Origin of the sequence: Actimicrobium antarcticum (assembly GCF_039536745.1) — a bacterium.
GTDB classification, from domain to species: domain Bacteria; phylum Pseudomonadota; class Gammaproteobacteria; order Burkholderiales; family Burkholderiaceae_D; genus Actimicrobium; species Actimicrobium antarcticum.
Genome location: NZ_BAAAZE010000008.1, coordinates 92,652 through 114,602 on the forward strand (window position 1 = coordinate 92,652; position 21,951 = coordinate 114,602).

The 21,951-nt window shown below is 58.8% G+C and carries 20 protein-coding genes; 11 read left to right on the forward strand and 9 right to left on the reverse strand.

The window, feature by feature from the left end; genetic code table 11:
- Window positions 1–51 precede the first annotated feature (51 nt).
- From yidC to rpmH, 4 genes are read right to left on the reverse strand one after another with little or no spacing between them, the layout of a single operon-like run.
- Complete coding sequence (gene yidC / locus ABD720_RS08225; RefSeq protein WP_344762788.1) at window positions 52–1,698, reverse strand: membrane protein insertase YidC; 1,647 nt, start codon at window positions 1,696–1,698, stop codon at window positions 52–54.
- Between the two features lie 42 nt (window positions 1,699–1,740).
- Window positions 1,741–2,010, reverse strand: a complete 270-nt coding sequence (gene yidD / locus ABD720_RS08230; protein ID WP_344762789.1) for a membrane protein insertion efficiency factor YidD — start codon at window positions 2,008–2,010, stop codon at window positions 1,741–1,743.
- Window positions 2,007–2,390: a ribonuclease P protein component gene (rnpA, locus tag ABD720_RS08235; protein WP_344762790.1), complete on the reverse strand. Its 384-nt coding sequence runs from the start codon at window positions 2,388–2,390 to the stop codon at window positions 2,007–2,009. The genes yidD and rnpA overlap by 4 nt, the downstream gene beginning before the upstream one ends.
- 27 nt (window positions 2,391–2,417) lie before the next feature.
- Entirely contained in the window at window positions 2,418–2,552 is a 135-nt protein-coding gene (rpmH, locus tag ABD720_RS08240; protein WP_009664891.1) for a 50S ribosomal protein L34, read from the reverse strand.
- A gap of 419 nt (window positions 2,553–2,971) precedes the next feature.
- Here rpmH and dnaA point away from each other — a divergent pair, with 419 nt between their 5' ends.
- The 6 genes from dnaA (at window position 2,972) to ABD720_RS08275 (ending at window position 11,536) form a co-directional block, all read left to right on the forward strand.
- Window positions 2,972–4,366 (forward strand): chromosomal replication initiator protein DnaA, encoded by a 1,395-nt coding sequence (gene dnaA / locus ABD720_RS08245; RefSeq protein WP_344762791.1) that lies wholly within the window; start codon window positions 2,972–2,974, stop codon window positions 4,364–4,366.
- A 217-nt stretch (window positions 4,367–4,583) separates the two neighbouring features.
- Window positions 4,584–5,690: a DNA polymerase III subunit beta gene (gene dnaN / locus ABD720_RS08250; RefSeq protein ID WP_344762792.1), complete on the forward strand. Its 1,107-nt coding sequence runs from the start codon at window positions 4,584–4,586 to the stop codon at window positions 5,688–5,690.
- 145 nt (window positions 5,691–5,835) lie between these two features.
- The gene (gene gyrB / locus ABD720_RS08255; protein WP_344762793.1) at window positions 5,836–8,334 is read left to right on the forward strand and encodes a DNA topoisomerase (ATP-hydrolyzing) subunit B; all 2,499 of its coding nucleotides are present in this window, start codon (window positions 5,836–5,838) and stop codon (window positions 8,332–8,334) included.
- Window positions 8,335–8,784: 450 nt separating this feature from the next.
- Window positions 8,785–9,354: a YceI family protein gene (locus ABD720_RS08260; RefSeq protein ID WP_344762794.1), complete on the forward strand. Its 570-nt coding sequence runs from the start codon at window positions 8,785–8,787 to the stop codon at window positions 9,352–9,354.
- A gap of 31 nt (window positions 9,355–9,385) precedes the next feature.
- Complete coding sequence (locus ABD720_RS08265; protein ID WP_344762795.1) at window positions 9,386–10,087, forward strand: pirin family protein; 702 nt, start codon at window positions 9,386–9,388, stop codon at window positions 10,085–10,087.
- Between the two features lie 504 nt (window positions 10,088–10,591).
- Entirely contained in the window at window positions 10,592–11,536 is a 945-nt protein-coding gene (locus tag ABD720_RS08275; protein WP_344762796.1) for a LysR family transcriptional regulator, read from the forward strand.
- 163 nt (window positions 11,537–11,699) lie between these two features.
- Here ABD720_RS08275 and ABD720_RS08280 read toward each other — a convergent pair whose 3' ends face one another.
- The 3 genes from ABD720_RS08280 to ABD720_RS08290 form a co-directional block, all read right to left on the reverse strand.
- Entirely contained in the window at window positions 11,700–13,196 is a 1,497-nt protein-coding gene (locus ABD720_RS08280; RefSeq protein ID WP_344762797.1) for a cryptochrome/deoxyribodipyrimidine photo-lyase family protein, read from the reverse strand.
- Window positions 13,197–13,296: 100 nt separating this feature from the next.
- Window positions 13,297–13,650 (reverse strand): HNH endonuclease, encoded by a 354-nt coding sequence (locus ABD720_RS08285; protein ID WP_344762799.1) that lies wholly within the window; start codon window positions 13,648–13,650, stop codon window positions 13,297–13,299.
- Window positions 13,651–13,711: 61 nt separating this feature from the next.
- Window positions 13,712–14,095, reverse strand: coding sequence for a dihydroneopterin aldolase (locus ABD720_RS08290; RefSeq protein ID WP_344762800.1), 384 nt, complete (start codon window positions 14,093–14,095; stop codon window positions 13,712–13,714).
- A gap of 515 nt (window positions 14,096–14,610) precedes the next feature.
- On the opposite strand from ABD720_RS08290, the gene ABD720_RS08295 reads away from it, so the two are divergent.
- From ABD720_RS08295 to ABD720_RS08305, 3 genes are all read left to right on the forward strand, one after another.
- Window positions 14,611–15,006 (forward strand): DUF4149 domain-containing protein, encoded by a 396-nt coding sequence (locus ABD720_RS08295; protein ID WP_344762801.1) that lies wholly within the window; start codon window positions 14,611–14,613, stop codon window positions 15,004–15,006.
- 409 nt (window positions 15,007–15,415) lie between these two features.
- Entirely contained in the window at window positions 15,416–16,879 is a 1,464-nt protein-coding gene (locus ABD720_RS08300; protein WP_344763660.1) for a Fic family protein, read from the forward strand.
- A gap of 66 nt (window positions 16,880–16,945) precedes the next feature.
- On the forward strand, window positions 16,946–18,958 hold the full coding sequence (locus ABD720_RS08305) for a 3'-5' exonuclease (protein ID WP_344762802.1): 2,013 nt from the start codon (window positions 16,946–16,948) through the stop codon (window positions 18,956–18,958).
- A 10-nt stretch (window positions 18,959–18,968) separates the two neighbouring features.
- On the opposite strand, the gene ABD720_RS08310 is transcribed toward ABD720_RS08305, so the two are convergent.
- On the reverse strand, window positions 18,969–19,961 hold the full coding sequence (locus tag ABD720_RS08310) for an LLM class flavin-dependent oxidoreductase (protein WP_344762803.1): 993 nt from the start codon (window positions 19,959–19,961) through the stop codon (window positions 18,969–18,971).
- Window positions 19,962–20,072: 111 nt separating this feature from the next.
- On the opposite strand from ABD720_RS08310, the gene ABD720_RS08315 reads away from it, so the two are divergent.
- Both ABD720_RS08315 and ABD720_RS08320 read left to right on the forward strand, forming a co-directional pair.
- Window positions 20,073–20,513, forward strand: coding sequence for a hypothetical protein (locus ABD720_RS08315; RefSeq protein WP_344762804.1), 441 nt, complete (start codon window positions 20,073–20,075; stop codon window positions 20,511–20,513).
- A gap of 18 nt (window positions 20,514–20,531) precedes the next feature.
- Window positions 20,532–21,197, forward strand: coding sequence for a reverse transcriptase-like protein (locus ABD720_RS08320; protein ID WP_344762805.1), 666 nt, complete (start codon window positions 20,532–20,534; stop codon window positions 21,195–21,197).
- Between the two features lie 90 nt (window positions 21,198–21,287).
- On the opposite strand, the gene ABD720_RS08325 is transcribed toward ABD720_RS08320, so the two are convergent.
- Window positions 21,288–21,845: a glycine zipper 2TM domain-containing protein gene (locus ABD720_RS08325; RefSeq protein WP_344762806.1), complete on the reverse strand. Its 558-nt coding sequence runs from the start codon at window positions 21,843–21,845 to the stop codon at window positions 21,288–21,290.
- Between the last annotated feature and the right edge of the window lie 106 nt (window positions 21,846–21,951).

Consider the following 21,951-nt stretch of genomic DNA (forward strand, 5'->3'; position numbering starts at 1 on the left):
AAAAGCCCGTGAAAAACAATTCACGGGCCTTGAACAACGGGTACGCCGGTATCAAGCCAGCTTCTGTTCCGCTTTCTTGGTGATCACCCATTGCTGGGCAATCGACAATACGTTATTGACGACCCAGTACAGCACCAGTCCGGACGGGAAGAAGAAGAACATGACCGAGAAAATAATCGGCATGAACATCATGACCTTGGCCTGCATCGGGTCGGGTGGCGTTGGATTGAGCTTGGTCTGGATGAACATCGAGATGGCCATCAGCACCGGCAGGATGTAGAACGGGTCGGGTGAGGCGAGGTCATGAATCCAGCCCAGCCACGGCGCGTTACGCATCTCTACGCTGGCCAGCAGAACCCAGTACAGCGAAATGAAGACCGGGATCTGCACCACGATCGGCAGGCAACCACCGAGCGGGTTGATTTTTTCGGTTTTGTACAGCTCCATCATGGACTGATTCATTTTTTGCGGATCGCCTTTGAAGCGCTCGCGGATCGCCGTCATTTTCGGCGTGACCAACTTCATTTTTGCCATGCTGCGATAACTTGCGGCAGACAGGGGGAAGAATGCCAGTTTGATCATGATCGTCAACACGATGATGGTCCAGCCCCAGTTGCCGAGGATTTTATGGATCTGCGTCATCAGCCAGAAAATCGGCTTGGCGATGATGGTCAGCCAGCCATAGTCCTTGACCAGATCCAGGCCCTGGGCAGTCTGTTCGAGTACCGCCGATTCCTGCGGACCGGAATACAGTTGCGTATCGAGTGACGTGCTTGCGCCAGCAGCAATGCTGCCCAGCGGTACGATGCTACCGACGGCGTACAGATTGGTGCCGACCTTTTTCGTGAAAATTTCGCGTTGGGTCTTGGCTGGCAGGACGAAGGCTGAGACGAAGTAGTGCTGAATCAATGCAATCCAGCCGTTGTCAGCCTTGGTGGCGTGCTCTTCGGTACCTTTTTCGATTTTATCGAAAGTCAGCTTCTGGAATTTGTCGGTATCGGTGTAGACAGCGGGACCGGTGAAGGTGCTGTAGAACGAGGACTCACCGGCTGGCTTGCTGCCGTCGCGAACGAGTTGCAGGTAAAGCGATGGCGACACCGCCGTAGCGCCGGTATTGGTGACATCGTGCTTCAGGTCGATGTGGTAGTCGCCGCGCTTGAACGTGTAGGTCTTGGTCAGCTTGACGCCGCCCTGCTCGGCATCCATTACCACCTGCAGTGCGCCGCTGGAGTCCATGGTGCGCACGCCCGGCCTGGCGGTGAAGAGCGATTTGTGACTAGGGAAGTCGCCACCGATCAGACCCGTGTCAGCCAGATAGGTACGGCTGGCGCTACTGTCAAACAGGACCACATTCTTGGTCTTGTCCACAGTATCGACGTGCTTGAGCAGCTCAAGTCGCTTCAGTTCTCCGCCCAGCGTGTCGATGTCTGCCTTGAAGACATCGGTCGTGATGGTGATGGTTTCGCCCTTGGTGGCAGGTGCCGTTGCGATACCGGATGCGGTCGTTACACCGGACGCTGGCAAGCTGGCAGTAGGTGTGGCTGGTGTGGCTGGCGTGGTTGTGGCTGCCGGTTTTACTTGTTCGCTGGCGCCAGGAAACAGCATTGGTGGCTTGCCATTATGCTGCTGCCATTTGTCCCATAGCATCAATATTGACAAGGAAAACACAACCCACAGCACGGTACGTCGGATATCCATAAGTGTTTTAAATAATTGAGTAGTGGTCAGGAATTAAGGAATTCAGGAATGGGGATGATTGCAGGTCGATGCCGATGCAGGTTCAGCGTCGATGGCGCCGCGCGTCGGCACCGGATCAATTCCGCCCGGATGCCACGGATGGCATCTGGCAAGACGCTTGGCCGCGAGGATACCGCCTTTCAGGGCACCGTGCTCGCTAATTGCCTGTGCTGCATAGTTGGAGCAACTGGGATAAAACCGGCAGTTCTGGCCAAGAAACGGGCTAATCCCCAACTGATATCCACGCAAGAAAAGCAGCATGAGCGTCTTCACGATCGGGCCTCCGGGCGCTGCGAAGCAAACAGGCGCAGCAATTCGGACCGTAATTCGCGTTTCAGGCTGGCCGTGGTGGCGGGCCCTTTGCGCACGTTGACCGGTTTTGACAATCTGACGATGCAATCGATAGGCGGCAGTTCGGCGATCCGGAACAATTCGCGCGTGGTGCGCTTGATGGTGTTACGCGTCACGGCGCGCGGCGCCAGTCGCTTGGCAGCCACCACGCCAAGGCGGGCATGGGTCAGTTGATTGACGCGGGTGTACAGCACGAAATGGGCTGTACGATACACGGGCCGCAAACGAAAAACGGATGAAAATTCATCCGTTTTAACGATGCGCCGTTCGCGTGCAAAGTCCTGTGAACGAGCGCCGGTCACGCCAGCTTCAAGCCGTTGCGACAGGTCTTAAGCGGCCAGGCGCTTACGACCCTTGCTGCGACGTGCGTTAAGCACTGCGCGGCCACCGCGGGTTGCCATGCGTGCGCGGAAGCCATGGGTACGCTTGCGGCGAACGACGGAAGGTTGATAAGTACGTTTCATTATGGTCTCGCTAATCAGCAGAAAAAAATCGGAGTATTAAAGCCGGAGTATGAAGGCTCGCGGAATGTTCAGGCCCGGGTTTGACGATGCGTCCCAATGCCCGAAAGCGCTTCATTCGTTCTTCACTCTGTACCCAGAGGCGGATGAAGCTGCTAACGGCAACAGCATGGTTCGCAAGCGGGTGAACAGTGAACCCGGGATTAGACAGCACTTTCCGTTGCCTTGTCAATTACTTAGAGACATTTCCTCACGCGCGCCGGAGCGTCGTCCGGTGCCGAAATAGTCGCCCGCGCCTGTGGATAACTCTTCCCGTCAAGGGTAGAATACGCCAGCGCGCGGCCTGCCCTCGCTGACGACCACGACCAGTCTGCGGGGAATGACCACATGGCCCCCGCCTCCCCTTTTTCATTTAGAGATGCATGGATAATTTCTGGCAAACCTGCTCCGCCCAGTTAGAGCAGGAATTAACGCCGCAGCAATTCAGCGCCTGGATCAAACCGCTCATCCCGCTCGATTACGAAGATGGCCGCTTGCGCATTGCTGCGCCTAACCGGTTCAAGCTGGATTGGGTCAAAACGCAATTTGCCAATCGCATTACGGTACTGGCTGGCCAATACTGGGAAGAGCCGATCGATGTGCAGTTCGTCCTCGACCCACGCCTCAACGCGCCGCGCAAACCCGCAGCGGCAATGCCCGCGGTGATACGTGCTGAAGCCAACGGTATCGACGGCATCCGTGGTACGGCCGATGGCCTGGTCGATCTGCCCCCGGTCGAGAGCGCCCCGCGACGTGATCAGAGCCGGGTTAACACTGCACTGACGTTCGACAGTTTCGTGACCGGCAAGGCCAATCAGCTGGCAAGAGCGGCGGCAATTCAGGTCGCCAGCAACCCCGGGGTTTCCTACAATCCGCTGTTCCTGTACGGCGGCGTCGGCCTCGGCAAGACCCATCTGATCCACGCGATTGGTAATCAGGTGATGGCAGATAATCCGTCCGCCAAGATCCGCTACATCCATGCCGAGCAGTATGTGCGTGACGTCGTGACCGCGTATCAGCGCAAGGGTTTCGACGACTTCAAGCGCTACTATCATTCGCTGGATGTGCTGCTGATCGATGATATTCAATTCTTCGGCGGCAAAAGCCGGACCCAGGAAGAATTCTTCTATGCGTTCGAGGCACTGATCGCCGCCAAGAAGCAGATCATCATCACCAGCGATACCTACCCGAAAGAAATCACCGGCATGGATGACCGCCTGATTTCGCGCTTCGACTCTGGCCTGACGGTAGCGGTGGAGCCACCCGAACTGGAAATGCGGGTTGCAATTTTGCTGAAGAAAGCCAACCAGGAAGGCGTGAATTTTTCGGACGACGTGGCCTTCTTCGTGGCCAAGCACCTGCGCTCGAACGTGCGCGAGCTCGAAGGCGCACTGCGCAAGATCCTCGCGTTCTCGCGTTTTCATGGCAAGGACATCACGATCGAAGTGGTCAAGGATGCGTTGAAGGATTTGCTGTCGGTCCAGAATCGGCAGATTTCCGTTGAAAACATCCAGAAGACGGTCGCCGACTTTTTCAATATCAAGGTCGCCGACATGTACTCCAAAAAGCGCCCGGCCAACATTGCCCGGCCACGCCAGATCGCGATGTACCTGGCCAAGGAACTGACCCAGAAGAGCTTGCCGGAAATTGGCGACCTGTTCGGCGGGCGCGATCACACCACCGTGTTGCATGCGGTGCGCAAGATTGCCGCGGATCGCTCCAAAAATCCCGAATGCAATCATGAATTGCACGTACTGGAACAAACACTGAAAGGCTGAGCGACCGCTGCCTGCCAGCCTGTGGATAACTCCACATGACATGGGTGGCAGCGGGACAGGTCGGCAACATCTGCGTCGTGGTTTTTGAAGAAATGACGCCTTTTCTGTCAAAATACGCGATGGACAAAATTGCAGTCCGACTCACGGGGCCGGAACCAGTGGCAGGGAAAAATCACTGGCGCCATTTCCACCAACAATCATCACCAAGGATAAAACCATGCAATTGGTCAAAACCAGCAGAGACACCCTACTCCGGCCGCTGCAGATTGTGAGCGGTATTGTCGAGCGTCGGCACACATTGCCGATTCTGGCCAATATCCTCATTCGCAAGGAAGGCGATACCGTGTCGTTCCTGTCGACCGACATCGAAGTACAGATCACGACCCACATCAAGGTCGAGGGCGGCGGCGAAGCGGTCGCCACCACAGTGGCTGCGCGCAAGCTGCTCGACATCCTGCGTGCCCTGCCCGAGTCCGGCGATGTGTCGCTGACGATGGCGAATAAACGCATGACGGTGCAGTCCGGCAAATCACGTTTTGCCTTGCAAACGCTCGCGGCCGAAGAATTCCCGACCGTCACGCAAGCCGAGCATTACAGCGCGCAGCTGAGCCTGCCGCAAAAAACCCTGAAGCATCTGTTCAACATGGTCCATTTTTCGATGGCCCAGCAAGACATCCGGTATTACCTGAATGGCTTGCTGCTGGTCGTCGATGGCAAGCATGTCATTGCCGTGGCAACCGATGGTCACCGGCTGGCGTTTTGCCAGGTCGAGACCGACCAGGAATTCACGCGTCAGGAAGTCATCATTCCGCGCAAGACCATCATCGAATTGCAGCGCCTGCTCGAAGACACCGACGAACTGGTCCATATCGACATCGCCACCAACCAGGTCAAGCTAAAATTTGCCGACATCGAACTGATTTCGAAGCTGGTCGAAGGCAAGTTCCCGGACTACACCCGCGTTGTGCCGAAGGGGTACAAGAACAACTTCACGCTTGGCCGTGACCAGTTGCTGCGCTCGTTGCAGCGCGCCGCGATCATGACCAGCGACAAGTTCAAGGGCGTACGCTGCATCGTCACACCGGGCAGCATGAAGGTCAGTTCGACCAATGCCGATCAGGAAGAGTCGGTCGAAGAAATCGAAATCGATTACGGTGGTGACAGCGTCGACATCGGCTTCAATGTCACGTACCTGCTCGATGTGCTGAACAACCTCAAGTGCGATCAGGTCAACGTCGCACTGGGCGATGCCAATTCGTCGGCCTTGATCACCATTCCCGACAATGCCGATTTCAAGTACGTCGTCATGCCGATGCGGATCTGATCCGCCCTGAATGTTTGGTGCAAGGGGCCCGGTTGGCCCTTGCCGTGTTACCGCAGTCGTCTTTGCAGAATTCCGTTTTTCAGTTCATCAGGTAGTTGGTTCGCAGAGTCAGCCCCAGCAGTCAGTCACCGTTTAGAAGGTACCCATGTCCGCGATTCCCCAAGATAGTCCAGGCCAGCCGCAATCCAGCCAGTACGGCGCATCCTCCATCCAGATCCTCGAAGGGCTGGAAGCAGTACGCAAGCGTCCTGGCATGTACATTGGTGACACCTCCGACGGCACCGGCCTGCATCATCTGGTGTTCGAAGTGCTGGACAATTCGATCGATGAATCGCTGGCAGGACACTGTACCGAAATCAACGTCACGATCCATTCCGATAATTCCATCTCGATCACCGATAACGGGCGCGGCATTCCGACCGGCATCAAGTGGGACGACAAGCACGAACCCAAGCGCAGCGCTGCCGAAATCGTCATGACCGAACTGCATGCCGGCGGCAAGTTCGACCAGAACTCGTACAAGGTGTCGGGCGGTTTGCACGGTGTGGGTGTGTCATGCGTGAATGGTTTGTCGAAGCTGTTGAAGCTGACCGTGCGGCGCGACGGCAAAGTGCACTACATGGAGTTCGTGCGCGGAATTCCGCAGCACCGCATCATCGACACCGTCGACGGCGTGCAGATTTCACCAATCAAGGTGATCGGCGACACCGACAAGCGTGGCACCGAAGTGCACTTCTGGGCCGACGAAGACATCTTCAACCACATCGAATTCCATTACGACATCCTGGCCAAGCGCATCCGCGAATTGTCCTTCCTGAACAATGGCGTGCGCATCAAACTGAGCGATCAGCGCACCGGCAAGGAAGAAGAATTCGCCTTCGAAGGCGGCACCCGTGGTTTCGTCGAATACATTAACAAGAGCAAGTCCGTCCTGCATCCGACGGTGTTTCAGGCCACTGGCGACAAACTGTCCGACCAGAACACCAACATCAGCGTCGATGTATCGATGCAATGGAACGATGCCTACAACGAGCAAGTGCTCTGCTTCACCAACAATATCCCGCAACGCGATGGCGGCACCCATCTGACCGGCTTGCGCGCGGCCATGACTCGGGTCATCAACAAATACATCGAAGAGCACGAGTTCGCCAAACGCGCCAAAGTGGAAGTCACCGGCGACGACATGCGCGAGGGTCTGACCTGCGTGCTGTCGGTCAAGGTACCGGAGCCGAAGTTCAGCTCGCAAACCAAGGACAAGCTGGTCTCCAGCGAAGTGCGCGGCCCGGTCGAAGAGATCGTCGCCAAGACCCTGTCGGACTATCTGCAGGAAAAACCGAACGACGCCAAGATCATCTGCGGCAAGATCGTCGAAGCCGCGCGTGCCCGTGAAGCAGCGCGCAAGGCCCGCGAACTGACGCGTCGCAAAGGCGTCATGGACGGCCTCGGCCTGTCCTCCAAACTGGCCGATTGCCAGGAAAAAGATCCGGCCCTGTGCGAGTTGTACATCGTCGAGGGGGACTCCGCCGGCGGCTCCGCCAAGCAAGGTCGCGACCGTAAATTCCAGGCCATCCTGCCACTGCGCGGCAAGGTCCTGAACGTCGAAAAAGCCCGCTTTGAAAAGATGCTGTCGTCCGAGCAGATCACCACCCTGATCGCCACGCTGGGCACCAGTATCGGCCCCGATGAATTCAATCCCGACAAGCTGCGTTACCACCGCATCATCATCATGACCGACGCCGACGTCGACGGCGCGCACATCCGCACGCTGTTGCTGACGCTGCTGTACCGGCAAATGCCGGCACTGGTCGAGCGTGGCCATGTCTACATCGCGCAGCCGCCGCTGTACAAGGTCAAGCACGGTCGTGACGAGCGCTACCTGAAGGACGATGTCGAAGAAGCCGCCTACATGATGCAGATCGCACTCAATGACGCCGCCCTGATCCCGCAGGAAAACGCCGATGCCATCAGCGGTGACGCGCTGGCCGAACTGGTCCGTCAGTACAACACCGCCAACGCGATCATCATGCGACTGGCGCGCGCGGTCGACAATGCCGCGTTATCAGCGATCATGACCGGCGTCACGCTGGACCTGAGCACGCCGGAAAGCTCGGCCCAATCCGCCGCCGCCATGATGGCCACGATCAACGATCCATCGGTCGAGATCATCGTGCGATCGGATAGCTTGTCCGACAAGCACCAGCTGCGTATCCAGCGCATGTACCACGGCAATATCAAGGTCAGCGTGATCGACGCCGACTTTGTCAGTGGCCCGGATTACCAGGTGCTGGCCAATGCCGCCGCGACCTTCAAGGGCTTGCTTGGCGAAGGTGCGATGGTACGTCGTGGCACCGGTGAACGCATCAAGGAAACCCGCATCAACGATTTCCATCAGGCCATGGCCTGGTTGCGCGAGGAAGCCGAACGCGGCGTCTCGAAGCAGCGCTACAAAGGTCTGGGCGAAATGAACCCGATGCAGCTGTGGGAAACCACCATGGACCCGGCCGTGCGCCGCTTGCTCAAGGTGCAGATTGATGATGCCATTGCAGCGGATCAGATTTTCACGACGCTGATGGGCGATGATGTGGAGCCGCGCCGGGCGTTTATCGAAGCCAATGCTTTGCAGGCGGGGAATATTGATATTTGATCGTCGGTAGCAGATCCGAAACGCAGAGGGATAACGGCGTAACGACAGAAGCAAAAAGAGGGCTGCGAATGCAGCCCTCTTTTTTTACGTAAAAATTAATGCCAGTCGGAGTTAAACCGGCACTTTTTGCCACCTGCGCGTGAACCTCTTGCTGCCAGGTTTGTGCGGGCGAATTGCAGGCAGATAGCCCTGATTCCTTTCCATTGCAGTACAGACAGTGCGCAGTCGCTTCATTTTCGTTCAGTTAATTTGAACAATGTCATCAAATTGCACGCTCCATCGACGATGAGAGCAAAGGCACAATGTATTGCTTCAGGAGGCAATGCCACGCATGCACGCCGCGAAGAATCCGCATTCCAGCTGTGCCGAATCCTGCCCAACGCTGTACAGCGACGCAGGAAGCAAGACTATCGCTCCACTAAATCACTGAAACATCACCAGGAAAAATTCATGAAAAAGCAATTCGCCGGCCTCGTTCTTGCTCTCGCCGCATCTGCACCTGCTCTGGCTGCGTCGGAAACTTTTGTAATCGACGGCACCCACACGTTGCCGCGTTTTTCGTATAGCCATTTGGGGTTTTCGACCCAGCTTTCGCGCTTCGACAAAACCACCGGTACGATCGTCGTCGACAAGGCTGCCAAGACCGGCTCCGTGGACATCGTCATCGACACGCGCTCGGTCAACACCGGCTTCCCGCTGTTCAACGAACATATTCAGGGCGCTGACTTTCTGGACACAGCCAAGTACCCGACCGCAACCTTCAAATCAACCAAAGTGGTCTTCGACGGCGACAAGCCAGCCAAAGTTGAGGGGAACCTCACCATCAAGGGCGTGACCAAGCCAGTGACATTGACCATCACTTCTTTCGTGGCCGGACCGCACCCGATGCTGAAGAAAGAGGCAATTGGTGCGAACGCCACGGTGACCATCAAGCGGACCGACTTCAATGCCGGCAAATACACACCCACCGTCGGCGACGACGTGACGATCGAGCTTCCGGTCGAAGCTATCAAGCAATAATGCAAGCTGTCATCCACCAGGAGAACGCCCCATGCTGACCCTTCGCAAATCGCAAGACCGCGGCTATGCCGACCACGGCTGGCTCAAAAGCTACCATTCGTTTTCGTTCGCCGGGTATCACGATCCGGCGCACATGGAGTGGGGCAACCTGCGCGTCATCAACGAAGACCATATTGCAGCGGGCATGGGCTTCGGCAAGCACAGTCATCGCGACATGGAAATCATCAGCTATGTACTTTCGGGTGAACTGGCGCATCAGGACAGCATGGGCAACGTCAAAGGCATCCCGCCGGGTGACGTGCAGCGCATGAGCGCCGGCACGGGTGTCGCGCATAGCGAGTTCAACCATGCCAAGGATCAGACCACCCACTTCCTGCAGATCTGGATTGTGCCGAACGTGACGGGCATTGCGCCGGGTTACGAGCAGAAGACGATTCCGGCGGCAGACAAGCGTGGCGCACTGCGTCTGATCGCCTCGTCAGATGGCGCACAAGACTCCGTGACCATCCACGCCGATGCCGCACTGTATTCGGGTCTGTTCGACGGCACTGAGCACGCGGAACTAGCGCTCGATCAACACCGTAAAGCCTATGTGCATCTGGTGCGTGGCGTGCTTGAAGTCAACGGCCAATCCCTCAGCGCAGGTGACGCGGTATTGCTGGAAGCGGAAAGCCGCATCACGCTGGCCAACGGTAGCAATGCCGAGGTGCTGGTCTTCGACCTGGCGGCTTGACAATATGGATTGAACGGATCGGGTGACTCGGGCAGGTGCCTGCCATTATGGATTTAACGCAGGTCCGCCATGGGGAAAAAATGGTAACGATCGCCATGGTGTATTACTCGGGTTAGGGTCACACAAAACGCATGGCAGAGGCCGTCGCGCATGGCGCTGGCGCGTAACTCCTCGTCGTTGATGCCTAGGGCAATTTGTCCGAAGGTGGTTGGGAGGCACTGGTTGCCGCTGACGCCGTCATCATGGGCCGCCCTACCTATATGGGCAGTGTGCCCTGGCAGTTCAAGAAATTTGCCAAGGGGTCGTCCACGCCAGCGATCTCGATACTGCCAAACTGTTCGGCCAGCGCGTGGCCGAGGTAACTGCCCACCGTAAGCGCTGAGTTTGCAGGGGTAGTGATCGCGGTCGCCATTCTTACCTGGCGGGGACTGTGTTGCCATGCTCCGGGTCCGAGGGCCGTTAATTGATGGCATGATGCAAGCGATCTGAATTCCGACTTCCACTATGCCCACACCACGCGATGCATTGACTCCCGCCGCTCTCTCCATGCTCCAGGTGATCGCCGAGACGGGCAGTTTTGCTGCTGCCGCGCGGGCCAGCAATATGGTGCCAAGCGCCCTGACCTATCGCGTGCGCCAGATGGAAGAGGCTCTCGATGTCCTGTTGTTCGACCGCCGTTCACGCCAGGCCAAACTGACCGAAGCGGGGACGGAATTGTTGCGCGAGAGCGGCTGCCTGCTGGCCGAAATTGACGCCGTCGCCAATCGTGTCAAACGCGTGGCCACTGGTTGGGAACCGCAGTTGACCATTGCCGTCGATAGCATCATCAACCATGCGACAGTGATGGAACTGTGTACCAATTTTTTTAACCTGAATCCACCCACACGCTTGAAACTGCGTGTCGAAACGCTGTCAGGCACACTCGAATCGCTGGTGTCGGGACAAGCTGATCTGGCGCTGGGCGTCGTGATGGATGACAACACCAAGACCGGTTTGCACCGTGAGCTACTCGGCACGGTCAGCTTCGTCTTTGCGGTGGCTGCGCATCATCCGCTGGCAATCGCCACGCAGCCGTTATCCGACAAGGTGATCCGGCAGCACCGGGCGGTGGCCGTTGCCGACACCGTCAAACGCGGTACGAGCTTGTCGATAGGGTTGCTGACCGGGCAGGATGTTTTCACGGTGGCAGACATGCCGACCAAACTGGATGCGCAAGTGCGCGGCCTGGGGGCCGGTTTTTTGCCGACCTGCCTCGCGCAACCCTATCTCGATACCGGACGGTTGGTCGCCAGAAGCGTGGAGCGTACGCAGCAGCAAATCCAGGCCAGTTACGCTTGGCGCAAGAGCGGTACGTCAGGCCAAGGACGCGCCCTGCAGTGGTGGCTGGCTCAACTGCAAAATCCGGTGACGCGTGCGGCGTTGCTGGGGGAGCGCGACAGATTGGGCTAGCAGGCCACTGGTCCGGTACGATTGCCTGCCAGCGCGCCAGGATTGGGTGTCAAGTGGCAAGCGCCATGCCTCGCGACAGCGCCTGGAAAAGTGATCGGCGCCGATGCTGATCGACGGCTGTTTTGTCTTGATGCGGTGTGTCTGGCTCGCACGCGGCGCGCCGTTAAAACAGCGCGTCCTGACTTGCTCCCGCCATTTTCTGCCCGGCCCCGCCACGCACTGCGCGCAGCCGGATACCGGCGGCAATATGCGCGTCGGCCACCCGGGCACGCGCCCGGCGCCCGGCGTCCAGATGGTCAACCAGTGGTGCCGGATAGTCGGTACCGATCAACACGCCGCAAGCAGCTTGTACCGTCAGCGGCATGCTCCACGGCGCGACCAGATACGCGTCGGGCACAGCTCGCAGCGCCGGCAACCATCGCCGCACGAACACGCCCGCGGGATCGAGTTCCTGCGCCTGCTTGACCGGGTTATAGGCCAGCATGCTGCTTGCGCCAGCCGTGCCGGCATGGATCTGCATCTGGTTGTAGTGGATGGCCGGCTCGTAGTCGACAAATTCCCGTGCAAGAAACAGCGCCGGTTCGCGCCAGTGCAGCCACAGTTCATTGAGTGCAAAGGACAGCACCATGCCGCGCATGCGCATATTGATCCAGCCGGTGTGCTGCAGCATTTTCATCGCCGCATCCACCATCGGATACCCGGTCTCGCCGTCCCGCCAGCACGCGAAATGCGACGGGTTGAATTCTGCTTCGCGTAGCCCGTTCATGCCGGGGTGGATGTTGTCGAATTCCAGTCGCGGCATCGATTCCATATTTTGGAAATACCCGGCACGCCAGCGCAGACGGTCGGCAAAAAACCGCAGGGCATTGATCAGGCGCTCGCGCTGGTACCTGTCGACGGCAAGCTCCGGCGAGTCCACGCGCCGGTTCATGGCGAGCACGATTTCACGCATCGTGATTACCCCGTGTGCCAGGAATGGACTGAGCCGGGAGCAACCATGCTCGGCGGAGATCGGACTGGAAATTGCGTGCGGATAACGGATGATCTTGGTCCGGATGAATTCGGTCAGCAGCCGGATGGCTTCGGCGCGCCCGCCTCTGACACGGCCGGGCTTGTCGTGGCCGGCTGCCTGGAGCGGTGCGACGGACGCGACCAGCATCGGGTGCAACCCTGACGGCACAATATTGCGCGGCGCCTTGACTGGCTCGCTGCTCGCATAGGTATCGAGTTCGGCGAGCCAGTCACGCTTCGCACGCGCCTCCTGGCCGCGGATGACCCCGTTCTGCGGAGTTTGCCGCCATCGCACGCCGCGCTTGCTGCACCACGTAGCGACCAGCTTGTCACGTTGGTACGAGGCCCAGTTCCCAGTTTCCTGATGGCTCCACAGCGTTGCAAATGGCTGCTGTTGCCATATCTGCTCCAGCAGGTCGGGCGCCGAACCTGTCATCTCCACGAGCGCCGCACCGCGGTCCTGCAAGGCGGCATGCAGGCTATCGAGGCATTCACGGATGAAGGCGCCATGGGCCGCTGAAAAATCCGGCGCGAGAACGATCTCCGGTTCATGCAGGAACAGCGCCAGCACCGGGCCGGCAGCGGCAGCTCCGGCCAGCGGCGCGTGGTCGCGAATGCGCAGGTCGCGCTTGAACCAGACCACTTCCATTACGTCATTTCCTTCATGATTTTCAGAGAGTTTCCGAACACTGGCCTGCCGAATGTTGACTATTCCCGTCATGCATTGATAGTGCCTGATGTGCGAGGTTTTATTTGCTGCGCAGTCGCGCGCTTTTCCGGCTCTTTTCGAAAAAAGCATCGGGCTTGGTCTTGACCCACTTCAGAAAGCGCTGCATTTCATCTTGTTGCTTCAAGTGTTCAATCGTGGAAAATTGCCGCGCCAGTTCCGTTTCGGTAAAAAGCGCATGAATTTGACGGTGGCAGATACGATGCAGGTCAACGGTCAGCGATCCACCCTGCGACTTGGGTACGAGATGGTGGGCGTCTTTCTGCTGTCCCGGTATGGGTCGTTCGCACAATGGACACACGGTATCCTGCGTGCTTTTATGCAGCCAAGACTCCGGAAGTGCCACATTTTTTTTCCTCTTTATCCGTCCGATCATTGAACCAACCTGAAAATGTCTGCTGAAAAGACGACGCGTTTCCTGTCGCCCTCGACTCTTTTTATCGCATGCCGGTCAATGTATTTGCATCCACAATCAGCCTTACGCCTAGCGAGCCGGAACCGTTATAGACCGGGGATTTTCGCAAACAGATTTCAACGGATTCAATGTCTGCATAAGCGGCACATGCCTCGGCGATACGGGTAATAAGTCGCTCCTGGGTTGCGTAATGGCCGTCGCCGGCAAGACGGATAATTTCCGTGACCAGAGGGTCATAGTCGAACACGTACGCCATACCGTCTTCGGCAATCACGACTTTTTTCGCATTGACTTGCAAGGTCAGGTCCAGCACATGCTTGTCTGGCACGATGTCATGGGGACCGTAGGTCCCGATATCGGTATTGATTTGCAGGTCGCGCAGTTCAAAACAGGCTTGGCTTTTCATCCGGGTGTTCCGTCTTCAGAGGTGTTTGGTGGGACTGCGGTCGCATACCGCCCTGTCACTATCCGATCGCCATAACGACCTGGCAGAGCGCTCTTGGTTTGCGACAGTGCGGACACCAGTTTAATTCTCTTTTTTAAACCCGGTTGCAACGGCAATTCCCTGAAGTCAGTAGCACTACGTTGACGTGGCGATCGCTCATGCATGCGCCTGGTGCGTCGTACACGGAACGCTGCGCCAGGAACCGCGCCGCCGTCGTATGGCGGAGTGCAAACCTGACTCCGAGCGGTATCGGGGCCGGCAGCGTTACCGGGAGCGCGATCATTGCCGAGGGGTTATTATCGTCAGCCGGATTTGACGTTATCTTCAGGCGCGGCGCATGTTCTTGCGTCGGGCACGTAACGCGACCGGAATTTTTCCTCACGCCGTCAGGCAGCAACCAATTGGCTGATGCCTGTCAGCCAGTGGCCAAAGTTCTGTCCACGGCGCTCGGTAATCTCTCTATAACAAGGTATTTCGTGATCACACATTCGTTAGCGGTGCTGGCCACCGCGCTGCTGTTTGGCGGAATGACGCTGTATTCGTTCGGGCTTGCGGCGTTGCTTTTCTCGACTTTGCCAGCTGCAACGGCAGGTGCAACACTGCGTCGCGCCTTCACGTGGTTCTATGCTTTTGTCGTGGCCACAGCAGCATTCGCGGCTTTGACGTGGTGGGCGCATGACGCCACTGCCGCTGTCGTGATGGCTGGTGTCGCCCTGTCCACCGTGCCCGTATGGCAGCTGTTGATGCCAGCGATTAATCGCGCTACGGACGCCGGCCAGCGGCAGCGTTTCAAGTGGTTGCACGGCTTGTCGGTGGTCGTGACATTGAGCCATATTGTCGGCACAGGCTGGCTGCTGGCACGACTCGTTTGATTCGTCTTCACTGGTTGCCATCGCAGCTATGCCGACGCCGGTGTCCTTACCGACTTTGATTTTTCGTTTGACAGCAATGAGCGCACAGGGGCGTTGATGTCGACCCGCTGCATTTCGTGGTGCCCAAGTCGGGCTGGGCGCAGAGCCTTGCGATCGCTGGCAAGTGGTGCTGCGTGAACTGGTTTTCGGGCTGGCGAACTGTCTCGTAAGTGCATCACGAAGTGGGAAATGCCTGAGACGCACCCGATGATCGATAGCGATCATGTCCGCAATTTTCGCGATGGCGGCAAACTCCTCTTCAACTATCCGGCACTCCCGGTGCCCATGAAGAGCCACCATAAAGTCCACCACCAAACTCCCCGTCAACCTGCAAGACCTGCTGCGCCAGCGCACAGTTGAAAGCGCCCGTATCGAGTACAAGGCAGGCTGGAATCCTGATCCGGTCGTGCGGTCGATATGCGCGTTTGCCAACGACTTCGAAAATCTGGGCGGCGGTTATCTGGTCCTGGGGCAAGACTGCGACGCCAACGGTCAGCCAGTGTTTCCACCCGAAGGATTGCCCGGGCACCAGCTCGACAAGATTCAGCAAGAACTGCTGGCCTGTTGCCAACTGATCCAGCCGCCGTATTTTCCGACACTCAGTCTGGAGCGGATTGAAGGACGCCATCTGATCATCCTGTGGGCGCCAGGCGGGCAAACCCGGCCCTACAAGGCACCCGCCGCTGTCACGGCACGGCACAAGTCGTGGCACTACTATGTGCGCCGTTACAGCAGCACGGTCGAGGCCAAGGGAGAGCTGGAGCAGGAACTGCTGAGTCTGACCGCAAAGGTGCCATTCGATGATCGCTTCCGGCAATCGGCGCGGGTCGATGACTTGTCACCAGCACTGATGCAGGCGTTCCTGCGCGAGGTGGGCAGTGAGTTGCAGGACGACGCACCGGCCTTGTCGGTCGAGGCGCTCGGGCGGCAAATGAACGTGGTCGGTGGTGCGAGTGAATCGCCGATGCCGAAGAATATCGGGCTGCTGTTTTTCAATGCGACGCCGGAGCAATTTTTTCCCGGCACGCAGATCGATGTGGTGTGGTTTCCCGATGGTGCCGGTGGCGACCGGTTCGTCGAAAAAATTTTCACGGGACCGCTGGGTCGGATGACGCGCGAGGCGCTCGATTACATCCAGCGTAATTACCTGCATGAGACCGTCATCAAGCATCCGCAGCGCGCAGAGGCGCAGCGTATCGTGAACTTTCCGTATGCCGCGATTGAAGAAGCGGTGGTCAATGCGGTCTATCACCGTTCGTACGAAGAGCGCGAGCCGATCGAGGTACGAATCAGCCACGACGAACTGGTGGTGTTCAGTTTTCCAGGGCCGGACCGCTCGATCCGGCTGGCGGATTTGCAGGCCGGACGCGCAGTGAGTCGGCGTTATCGCAACCGTCGCATCGGCGAGTTCCTGAAAGAACTGGATCTGACCGAGGGCCGTGCGACCGGCATCCCAAAAATACTCAAAGTGATGGCGGCCAATGGTTCGCCGTTGTCGGTGTTCGAGAGCGATGACGAACGCACGGCGTTTGTGATCCGGTTGCCGGTGCATGTGCTGGCGCAGAGGCTTACCGCGGAAGTCACCATGGAAGTCACCATGGAAGTCACCATGGAAGTCGAAAAGTTACTCCGCGCCGTGCGCGGCGAGATGAGCCGCCAAGCACTGCAATCAGCACTGGGATTGAAAAACGCCGACTATTTCCGCAAGGCTTATGTGCTTCCCGCAATCGCTACGGGCTATTTGGAAATGACTTTGCCTGCGCAGCCGAAAAGCCGACTACAGCGCTACCGCCTCACCGATGCAGGCCGCGCATGGCTGCAAACACGAATCTGAATACGGCATTCCACCGCGTCCCCACCCTGCTCGACTACCATACTGATTTCCGACCCAATTCGCCCCATGCCCGTCTCACCAACCCCCGAACAAATCGCGATCATCGAATCGACCAAGCCGGTCACCATGATCGAAGCCGTGGCTGGCGCCGGCAAGACTACCGTGCTGGCCTGCGTGCTCAAGCGCGCTTGCGACAAAGGCGTCGCACCGGCGCAGGCCATCGCACTGTGTTTTTCGCAGGGAGCCAAGGAACGACTGACGCAAAAATTTGTGGAAGAAGGCGCGCCACGCGGCATCGTGGTCCAGACCGTCGAAGAATTCGCACGCCAGCAAGTGATCAGCATGGCCGGCGCGAGTTACCTCGACATGCCGGTTTTTTACGACAGCAACGAGCAGATCCGGCCGCATATCGTGGCCGCAGCCGAAGCGGTCTGGCAGCGCTATGCCGACGCCGGTGTCCTTACCGACTTTGATTTTTCGTTTGACAGCAATGAGCGCATCGAGGATTTCATTCGTCTGCTGGTGCGCCTGAAAGCCAACCTCGTCACGCTGGAATTCGAGGCGCGTGATACCGATGAAATCGCCGAGTCGCTCGACGAATCTGCCGAACTCATCGCAATCTGCAAAGAGGTCGAACGCCAGCGCGGTACCGATTCCGGCGAGTGTGTCTGGCAAAGCCCGTTCGACCATGTCACCGACCTGATCGGGTTATTCCGACGCCAGCCAGAAGCAGTGAACGTGCTGCCGCGTTTCCGCATCTGCGTGGTCGACGAGTGGCATGACGTCAATGCCGCCGAGTTCGCACTGGTGCAATTGCTGGCGCGGCATGCGCGGCTGGTGGTGGTGGGCGACCGCGATCAGATTATCAATGCCGAACGCGGGGCCGATCCGGCGCTGTCGTCGAACGGATTTGATTTTGCGTTTCCGGGTGCGACCCGGCAGGCGATCACCCGCACGTTTCGCTTCGGATCGTCGTTGTCGGCGCTGGCGGGAGCGATGATGCGGCGCGAATGCGTGTCGCAGCCGGGATTGAGCACCAGGGTGACGTACATGCCCTACCAGCCCGGAGCCGACAATGATTGTGCCGCCATGGTGGTCGCGACGATCACTGCAGCGCGGGCGCGCAAGGATGCCAAGCTGAGCGATTTTGCGGTCGTGGTACGCGATGCCGACCAAAGTATCGACATCGAAAACCAGCTGATCGATGCTGAAATCCCGTACCGCTGTTCTGGTTTTGATTCGTATCTGGTGCGCCCCGAGATACTGATGCTGCGCGGCCTGCTGCACATCGCCACCGGCAGTTACGACACGCTCTCTGGCGAAAAGCTGTCCACCGAAAAACTGGTGCGCAGCCTCGGCCTGTATGCGTCTGCACGGTTTGATTCGGATGCCGATTTTGCGTCGCTGTTGTCGTTCGACGAGCGGCTGGCGCCGGAGCTGAAAAACGAACGGCGCTGGAAAGAAGCGTTACGCATGATTACCGCCGAACCGGCTACGCTGGAGTCCTTTTTTTCGGGGATCTTGTGCCGCGTGTCATCGGTGGATTCGGATAGTACCGGACGCTGGAAAATTCGCTTTGCAGAAGTCGTTGCGACGCTGCGCGAGATGGCCGCGAACGTGGCCGTAAAAAACACCGCCGTGCAATTGCTGACTTACGCGGTCCGTCAGCTTGACCTGGCGTCCGCCACCAGTCGTGTCTTCGTCAGTCGTGGGCGCGCGGACTCGGCAACGCGGTCGATTGACGCCTTTATCCGCTTTGCCGGCAACCGTCCCGATCAGTCCGCCACCGATTTTCTCAGGGAGCTGGCGGCGCGCCAGGCCAGTATCGGCAAGAAGCTCAATTACCTGAAAGGTCGCGCACAACTGGATCTGACCACGGTGCAATACGCGAAGGGCAAGGAGTGGCCGCAAGTCCTGATCCCGTACCTGGAGCGTGGCCAGTTTCCGCGTACGGCCAATCTCGGCGAGGAGCGCCGTTTGCTGTATGTCGCCATGACGCGGGCGATGACGTCGCTGACCTTGTTCGAGCCAGCCGAGGCGTTCGCCAGCCGTCGCAGCGCGCTGCTGCCGCGACCATAGGCGGGGCGCTTCAGGCGGCCACGGGCTGATGCACCTCGGCCAGAATTTCATACGAGCGCTGGCGCGCTGCCTGATCGAAAATCTGCGAGGTCACCATCAACTCATCGGCACCGGTGCGCCCAATGAACGCCTCCAGCGCAGCGGCCACGGTAGCCGGCCCGCCGATCGCTGATGACGACAGCGTGTGTTCCAGCATCGCACGCGCTTCCGGTGGCAGGCGTTCCAGGTAGCCCTGTACCGGCGCTTGCAGCAAGGATGGCCGACCGCTGCGCAGGTTCACGAAGGCCTGCTGCATCGAAGTCGCCAGCAAGCGCCCTTCTTCGTCGGTATCGGCGGCAAACACATTAAAACCCAGCATGACGTAGGGTTTCGCCAGTCGTGCCGAGGGCTTGAAGCGGGCCCGATATATCTCGATGGCCTGCATCATCTGGCCCGGTGCGAAGTGCGATGCAAAGGCATACGGCAAACCGAACTCAGCGGCCAGTTGGGCGCCAAACAGGCTGCTGCCAAGTATCCAGACCGGAACGTCCAGTCCGGCACCGGGCACAGCGCGCACGCCTCGCCCGCTGTAGGGTTCGAAGTACGCCATCAGCTCCAGCACATCCTGCGGAAATTCATCCGCATCGCTCGCCAGATTGCGCCGCATTGCCCGCGCGCTGGCCTGGTCGGAACCCGGTGCGCGGCCAAGGCCCAGGTCGATGCGACCCGGGAACAGTGACGCCAGCGTGCCGAACTGCTCGGCAATCACGAGTGGCGAATGATTCGGCAACATGACCCCGCCTGCGCCGACCCGGATCGTGCTGGTACCGGCAGCGACATGGCCGATCACGACCGCCGTAGCGGCGCTGGCGATACCAGGCATGCCATGGTGTTCGGCCAGCCAGTAGCGGTGGTAACCCAGACGCTCGCCGTGTTGCGCCAGGCTGAGCGTGCTGCGAAACGATTGTGCTGCGTCGCTGCCTTCCACGATGGGGGACAGGTCAAGTATCGATAAGGGAATCATCAGAAGGCGATCACGAAGAGGGAAGTCGGTTACATGGGTCCATGCCGCGATTCTTCAAGTTGGTGGTCCCGGAGGATGACCCGTCGGCCCATCCTGGTGTACTCTGCAGGCATGAACAATGACACCGATATCCAGCTTTGCGGGTCCTTCACTGCGAAGGATTCTTCCGGCAACCTGCGCGAGATCAGCATGATCCGCATTTTTGATGAGGGCTACGGCATGATCGACGTCTATGTCGACCTGCGCCATGCCATGAACGACGATCCGCTGTCCGAAGACGCCGTCCTGATCCACCACATCACCAAGCATTTGCACGGCCTCGGCTATGTCGGACCCGACCTGATTGCGGGCGACATCGCCCTGCAGGATGACAAGCTGATCGTACTGGAAGCGCCGGAAGACTTCATCGTCTTCGCCGAAAGTCGCGGCTGGAAAAACCTGGCGGAAGAGTTCGCCGACGATGACGAGATCAGCGACGAACAGGCTGCCTCGGTAGCGCCGGCAGCCAGCGCGCAGCTCGATGCGCTGCTGCGCAAGTTCAAAAGCAAGTAGGCAGCACAAATCAGTGCAGTGGACATCCGGGAAGAGCCGCCCGACTGGGATCAGCTGTGTGCCACGGCGCATGCCAGAGAGCTGGTGCAAGCGCGCCGGCTGTCGCGCAATGCGGGGCTGCCGGTTGCCGAGGCGCTGCGCAACATATTGACAGCGGTGGCGCAGCCAGGCGGCTTGCAGGAGCTGGTGACATTGCGCCGACAATCCAGGCTGGACGAGCTGGTACGGCGTGACCGGCACCATCAGGAAAAAGCGGCTGCGTGGCACGCCAGGCAGCACCAGAAATTGCCCGATCCTGCGGCATGGCACGGCTGGTTTGACGGTTCGGCGTGGCCGAACCCGGGACGTATCGGGCTGGGCGGCGTGCTGCGCAGCCCGTCGGGAAGCATTATCGAGATCAGCATCCAGGCCGGTCACGGCGACAGCAACCAGGCGGAATACCTTGCGCTGCTGGCTTTGCTGGAGGCCGCACTGCCACTGCAACCGGCGGCGCTGGTGATCCACGGTGACAGCCGGATCGTGATCGATGATGTGACCTCGCTGCACGAAGTCCCGGGACTGCAAACTTACCGGAAACTAGCCACATCGCTGATCGCCATCCTTGGTGAAGTGCGGTTCCAGTGGATACCCCGCGCAAGAAATACAAGCGCCGACGCGCTGTCGCAACGCGCGCGCCAGACATGAAAAAGCCTCGCGTCCTGCGAGGCTTTCTGCTTTCTTTCCGTGCCAGTCAATCGATATCAATCAAATTGGCATCAATCGAATCGACATCAATCAATAACCGTATTTTTGCCCGGCCATGTTGCCCAGATATCCGCCACCAACAGCGCCGGCTACCGTAGCCAGAGTACGTCCACGCCCGCCGCCGACTTGATTACCGAGCAGGCCACCGACGACCGCGCCGGTCGCGATACCGATCGGGCTATTGGCGACGGGGGCCGGTTGCTGATAGGTCGGCTGGCGTACATCGTTGCGATAACCCGTGTCGGCCTGTGCGTACGTTTGTGATTGTGTGTGGTGCGTGTGTGTGGTGCGGCGGGCGGTCGAGGCCTGCTTGACAGCGACGGGTGCCTGTACCGGATCAACCTGATATGCGGACGCGATCGGCGCGGTCACCGGTTGCATGTATTGCAGTCCTGCGGCGGTTTGTACCAGTACCGGTGCGCCGGCATTTTGCACCAGAGGTGCGTTGTTGCTGTTGTCACTGCTGTGCGAGTTCGGCAGGATGCCGGCGATGGCCGCGACGCCCAGCAAGCTCACCAGAATCACCGAGACAGCGGCGCCGGCGGCCAGCGGATGGATGCGTGAAGGGGTGGTTGGGATCGTTTCCATGGAGTGCTCCTGCGTTGCGTGTTTGGGAGACTTGAGCCTAACCAGAGCAGGCCATCATGGCACCCTCTATTCGGTATCAAGTGTGTCAAGATGTAAGCCAGCAGCA

What these genes read in the sequence shown, in the direction of transcription:
- yidC (WP_344762788.1), bottom strand. Translation starts at nt 1,698, where the DNA reads ATGGATATCCGACGTACCGTGCTGTGGGTTGTGTTTTCCTTGTCAATA.
- rpmH (WP_009664891.1), bottom strand. Translation starts at nt 2,552, where the DNA reads ATGAAACGTACTTATCAACCTTCCGTCGTTCGCCGCAAGCGTACCCAT.
- dnaA (WP_344762791.1), top strand. Translation starts at nt 2,972, where the DNA reads ATGGATAATTTCTGGCAAACCTGCTCCGCCCAGTTAGAGCAGGAATTA.
- dnaN (WP_344762792.1), top strand. Translation starts at nt 4,584, where the DNA reads ATGCAATTGGTCAAAACCAGCAGAGACACCCTACTCCGGCCGCTGCAG.
- gyrB (WP_344762793.1), top strand. Translation starts at nt 5,836, where the DNA reads ATGTCCGCGATTCCCCAAGATAGTCCAGGCCAGCCGCAATCCAGCCAG.
- ABD720_RS08260 (WP_344762794.1), top strand. Translation starts at nt 8,785, where the DNA reads ATGAAAAAGCAATTCGCCGGCCTCGTTCTTGCTCTCGCCGCATCTGCA.
- ABD720_RS08265 (WP_344762795.1), top strand. Translation starts at nt 9,386, where the DNA reads ATGCTGACCCTTCGCAAATCGCAAGACCGCGGCTATGCCGACCACGGC.
- ABD720_RS08275 (WP_344762796.1), top strand. Translation starts at nt 10,592, where the DNA reads ATGCCCACACCACGCGATGCATTGACTCCCGCCGCTCTCTCCATGCTC.
- ABD720_RS08280 (WP_344762797.1), bottom strand. Translation starts at nt 13,196, where the DNA reads ATGGAAGTGGTCTGGTTCAAGCGCGACCTGCGCATTCGCGACCACGCG.
- ABD720_RS08285 (WP_344762799.1), bottom strand. Translation starts at nt 13,650, where the DNA reads ATGATCGGACGGATAAAGAGGAAAAAAAATGTGGCACTTCCGGAGTCT.
- ABD720_RS08290 (WP_344762800.1), bottom strand. Translation starts at nt 14,095, where the DNA reads ATGAAAAGCCAAGCCTGTTTTGAACTGCGCGACCTGCAAATCAATACC.
- ABD720_RS08305 (WP_344762802.1), top strand. Translation starts at nt 16,946, where the DNA reads ATGCCCGTCTCACCAACCCCCGAACAAATCGCGATCATCGAATCGACC.
- ABD720_RS08310 (WP_344762803.1), bottom strand. Translation starts at nt 19,961, where the DNA reads ATGATTCCCTTATCGATACTTGACCTGTCCCCCATCGTGGAAGGCAGC.
- ABD720_RS08315 (WP_344762804.1), top strand. Translation starts at nt 20,073, where the DNA reads ATGAACAATGACACCGATATCCAGCTTTGCGGGTCCTTCACTGCGAAG.
- ABD720_RS08325 (WP_344762806.1), bottom strand. Translation starts at nt 21,845, where the DNA reads ATGGAAACGATCCCAACCACCCCTTCACGCATCCATCCGCTGGCCGCC.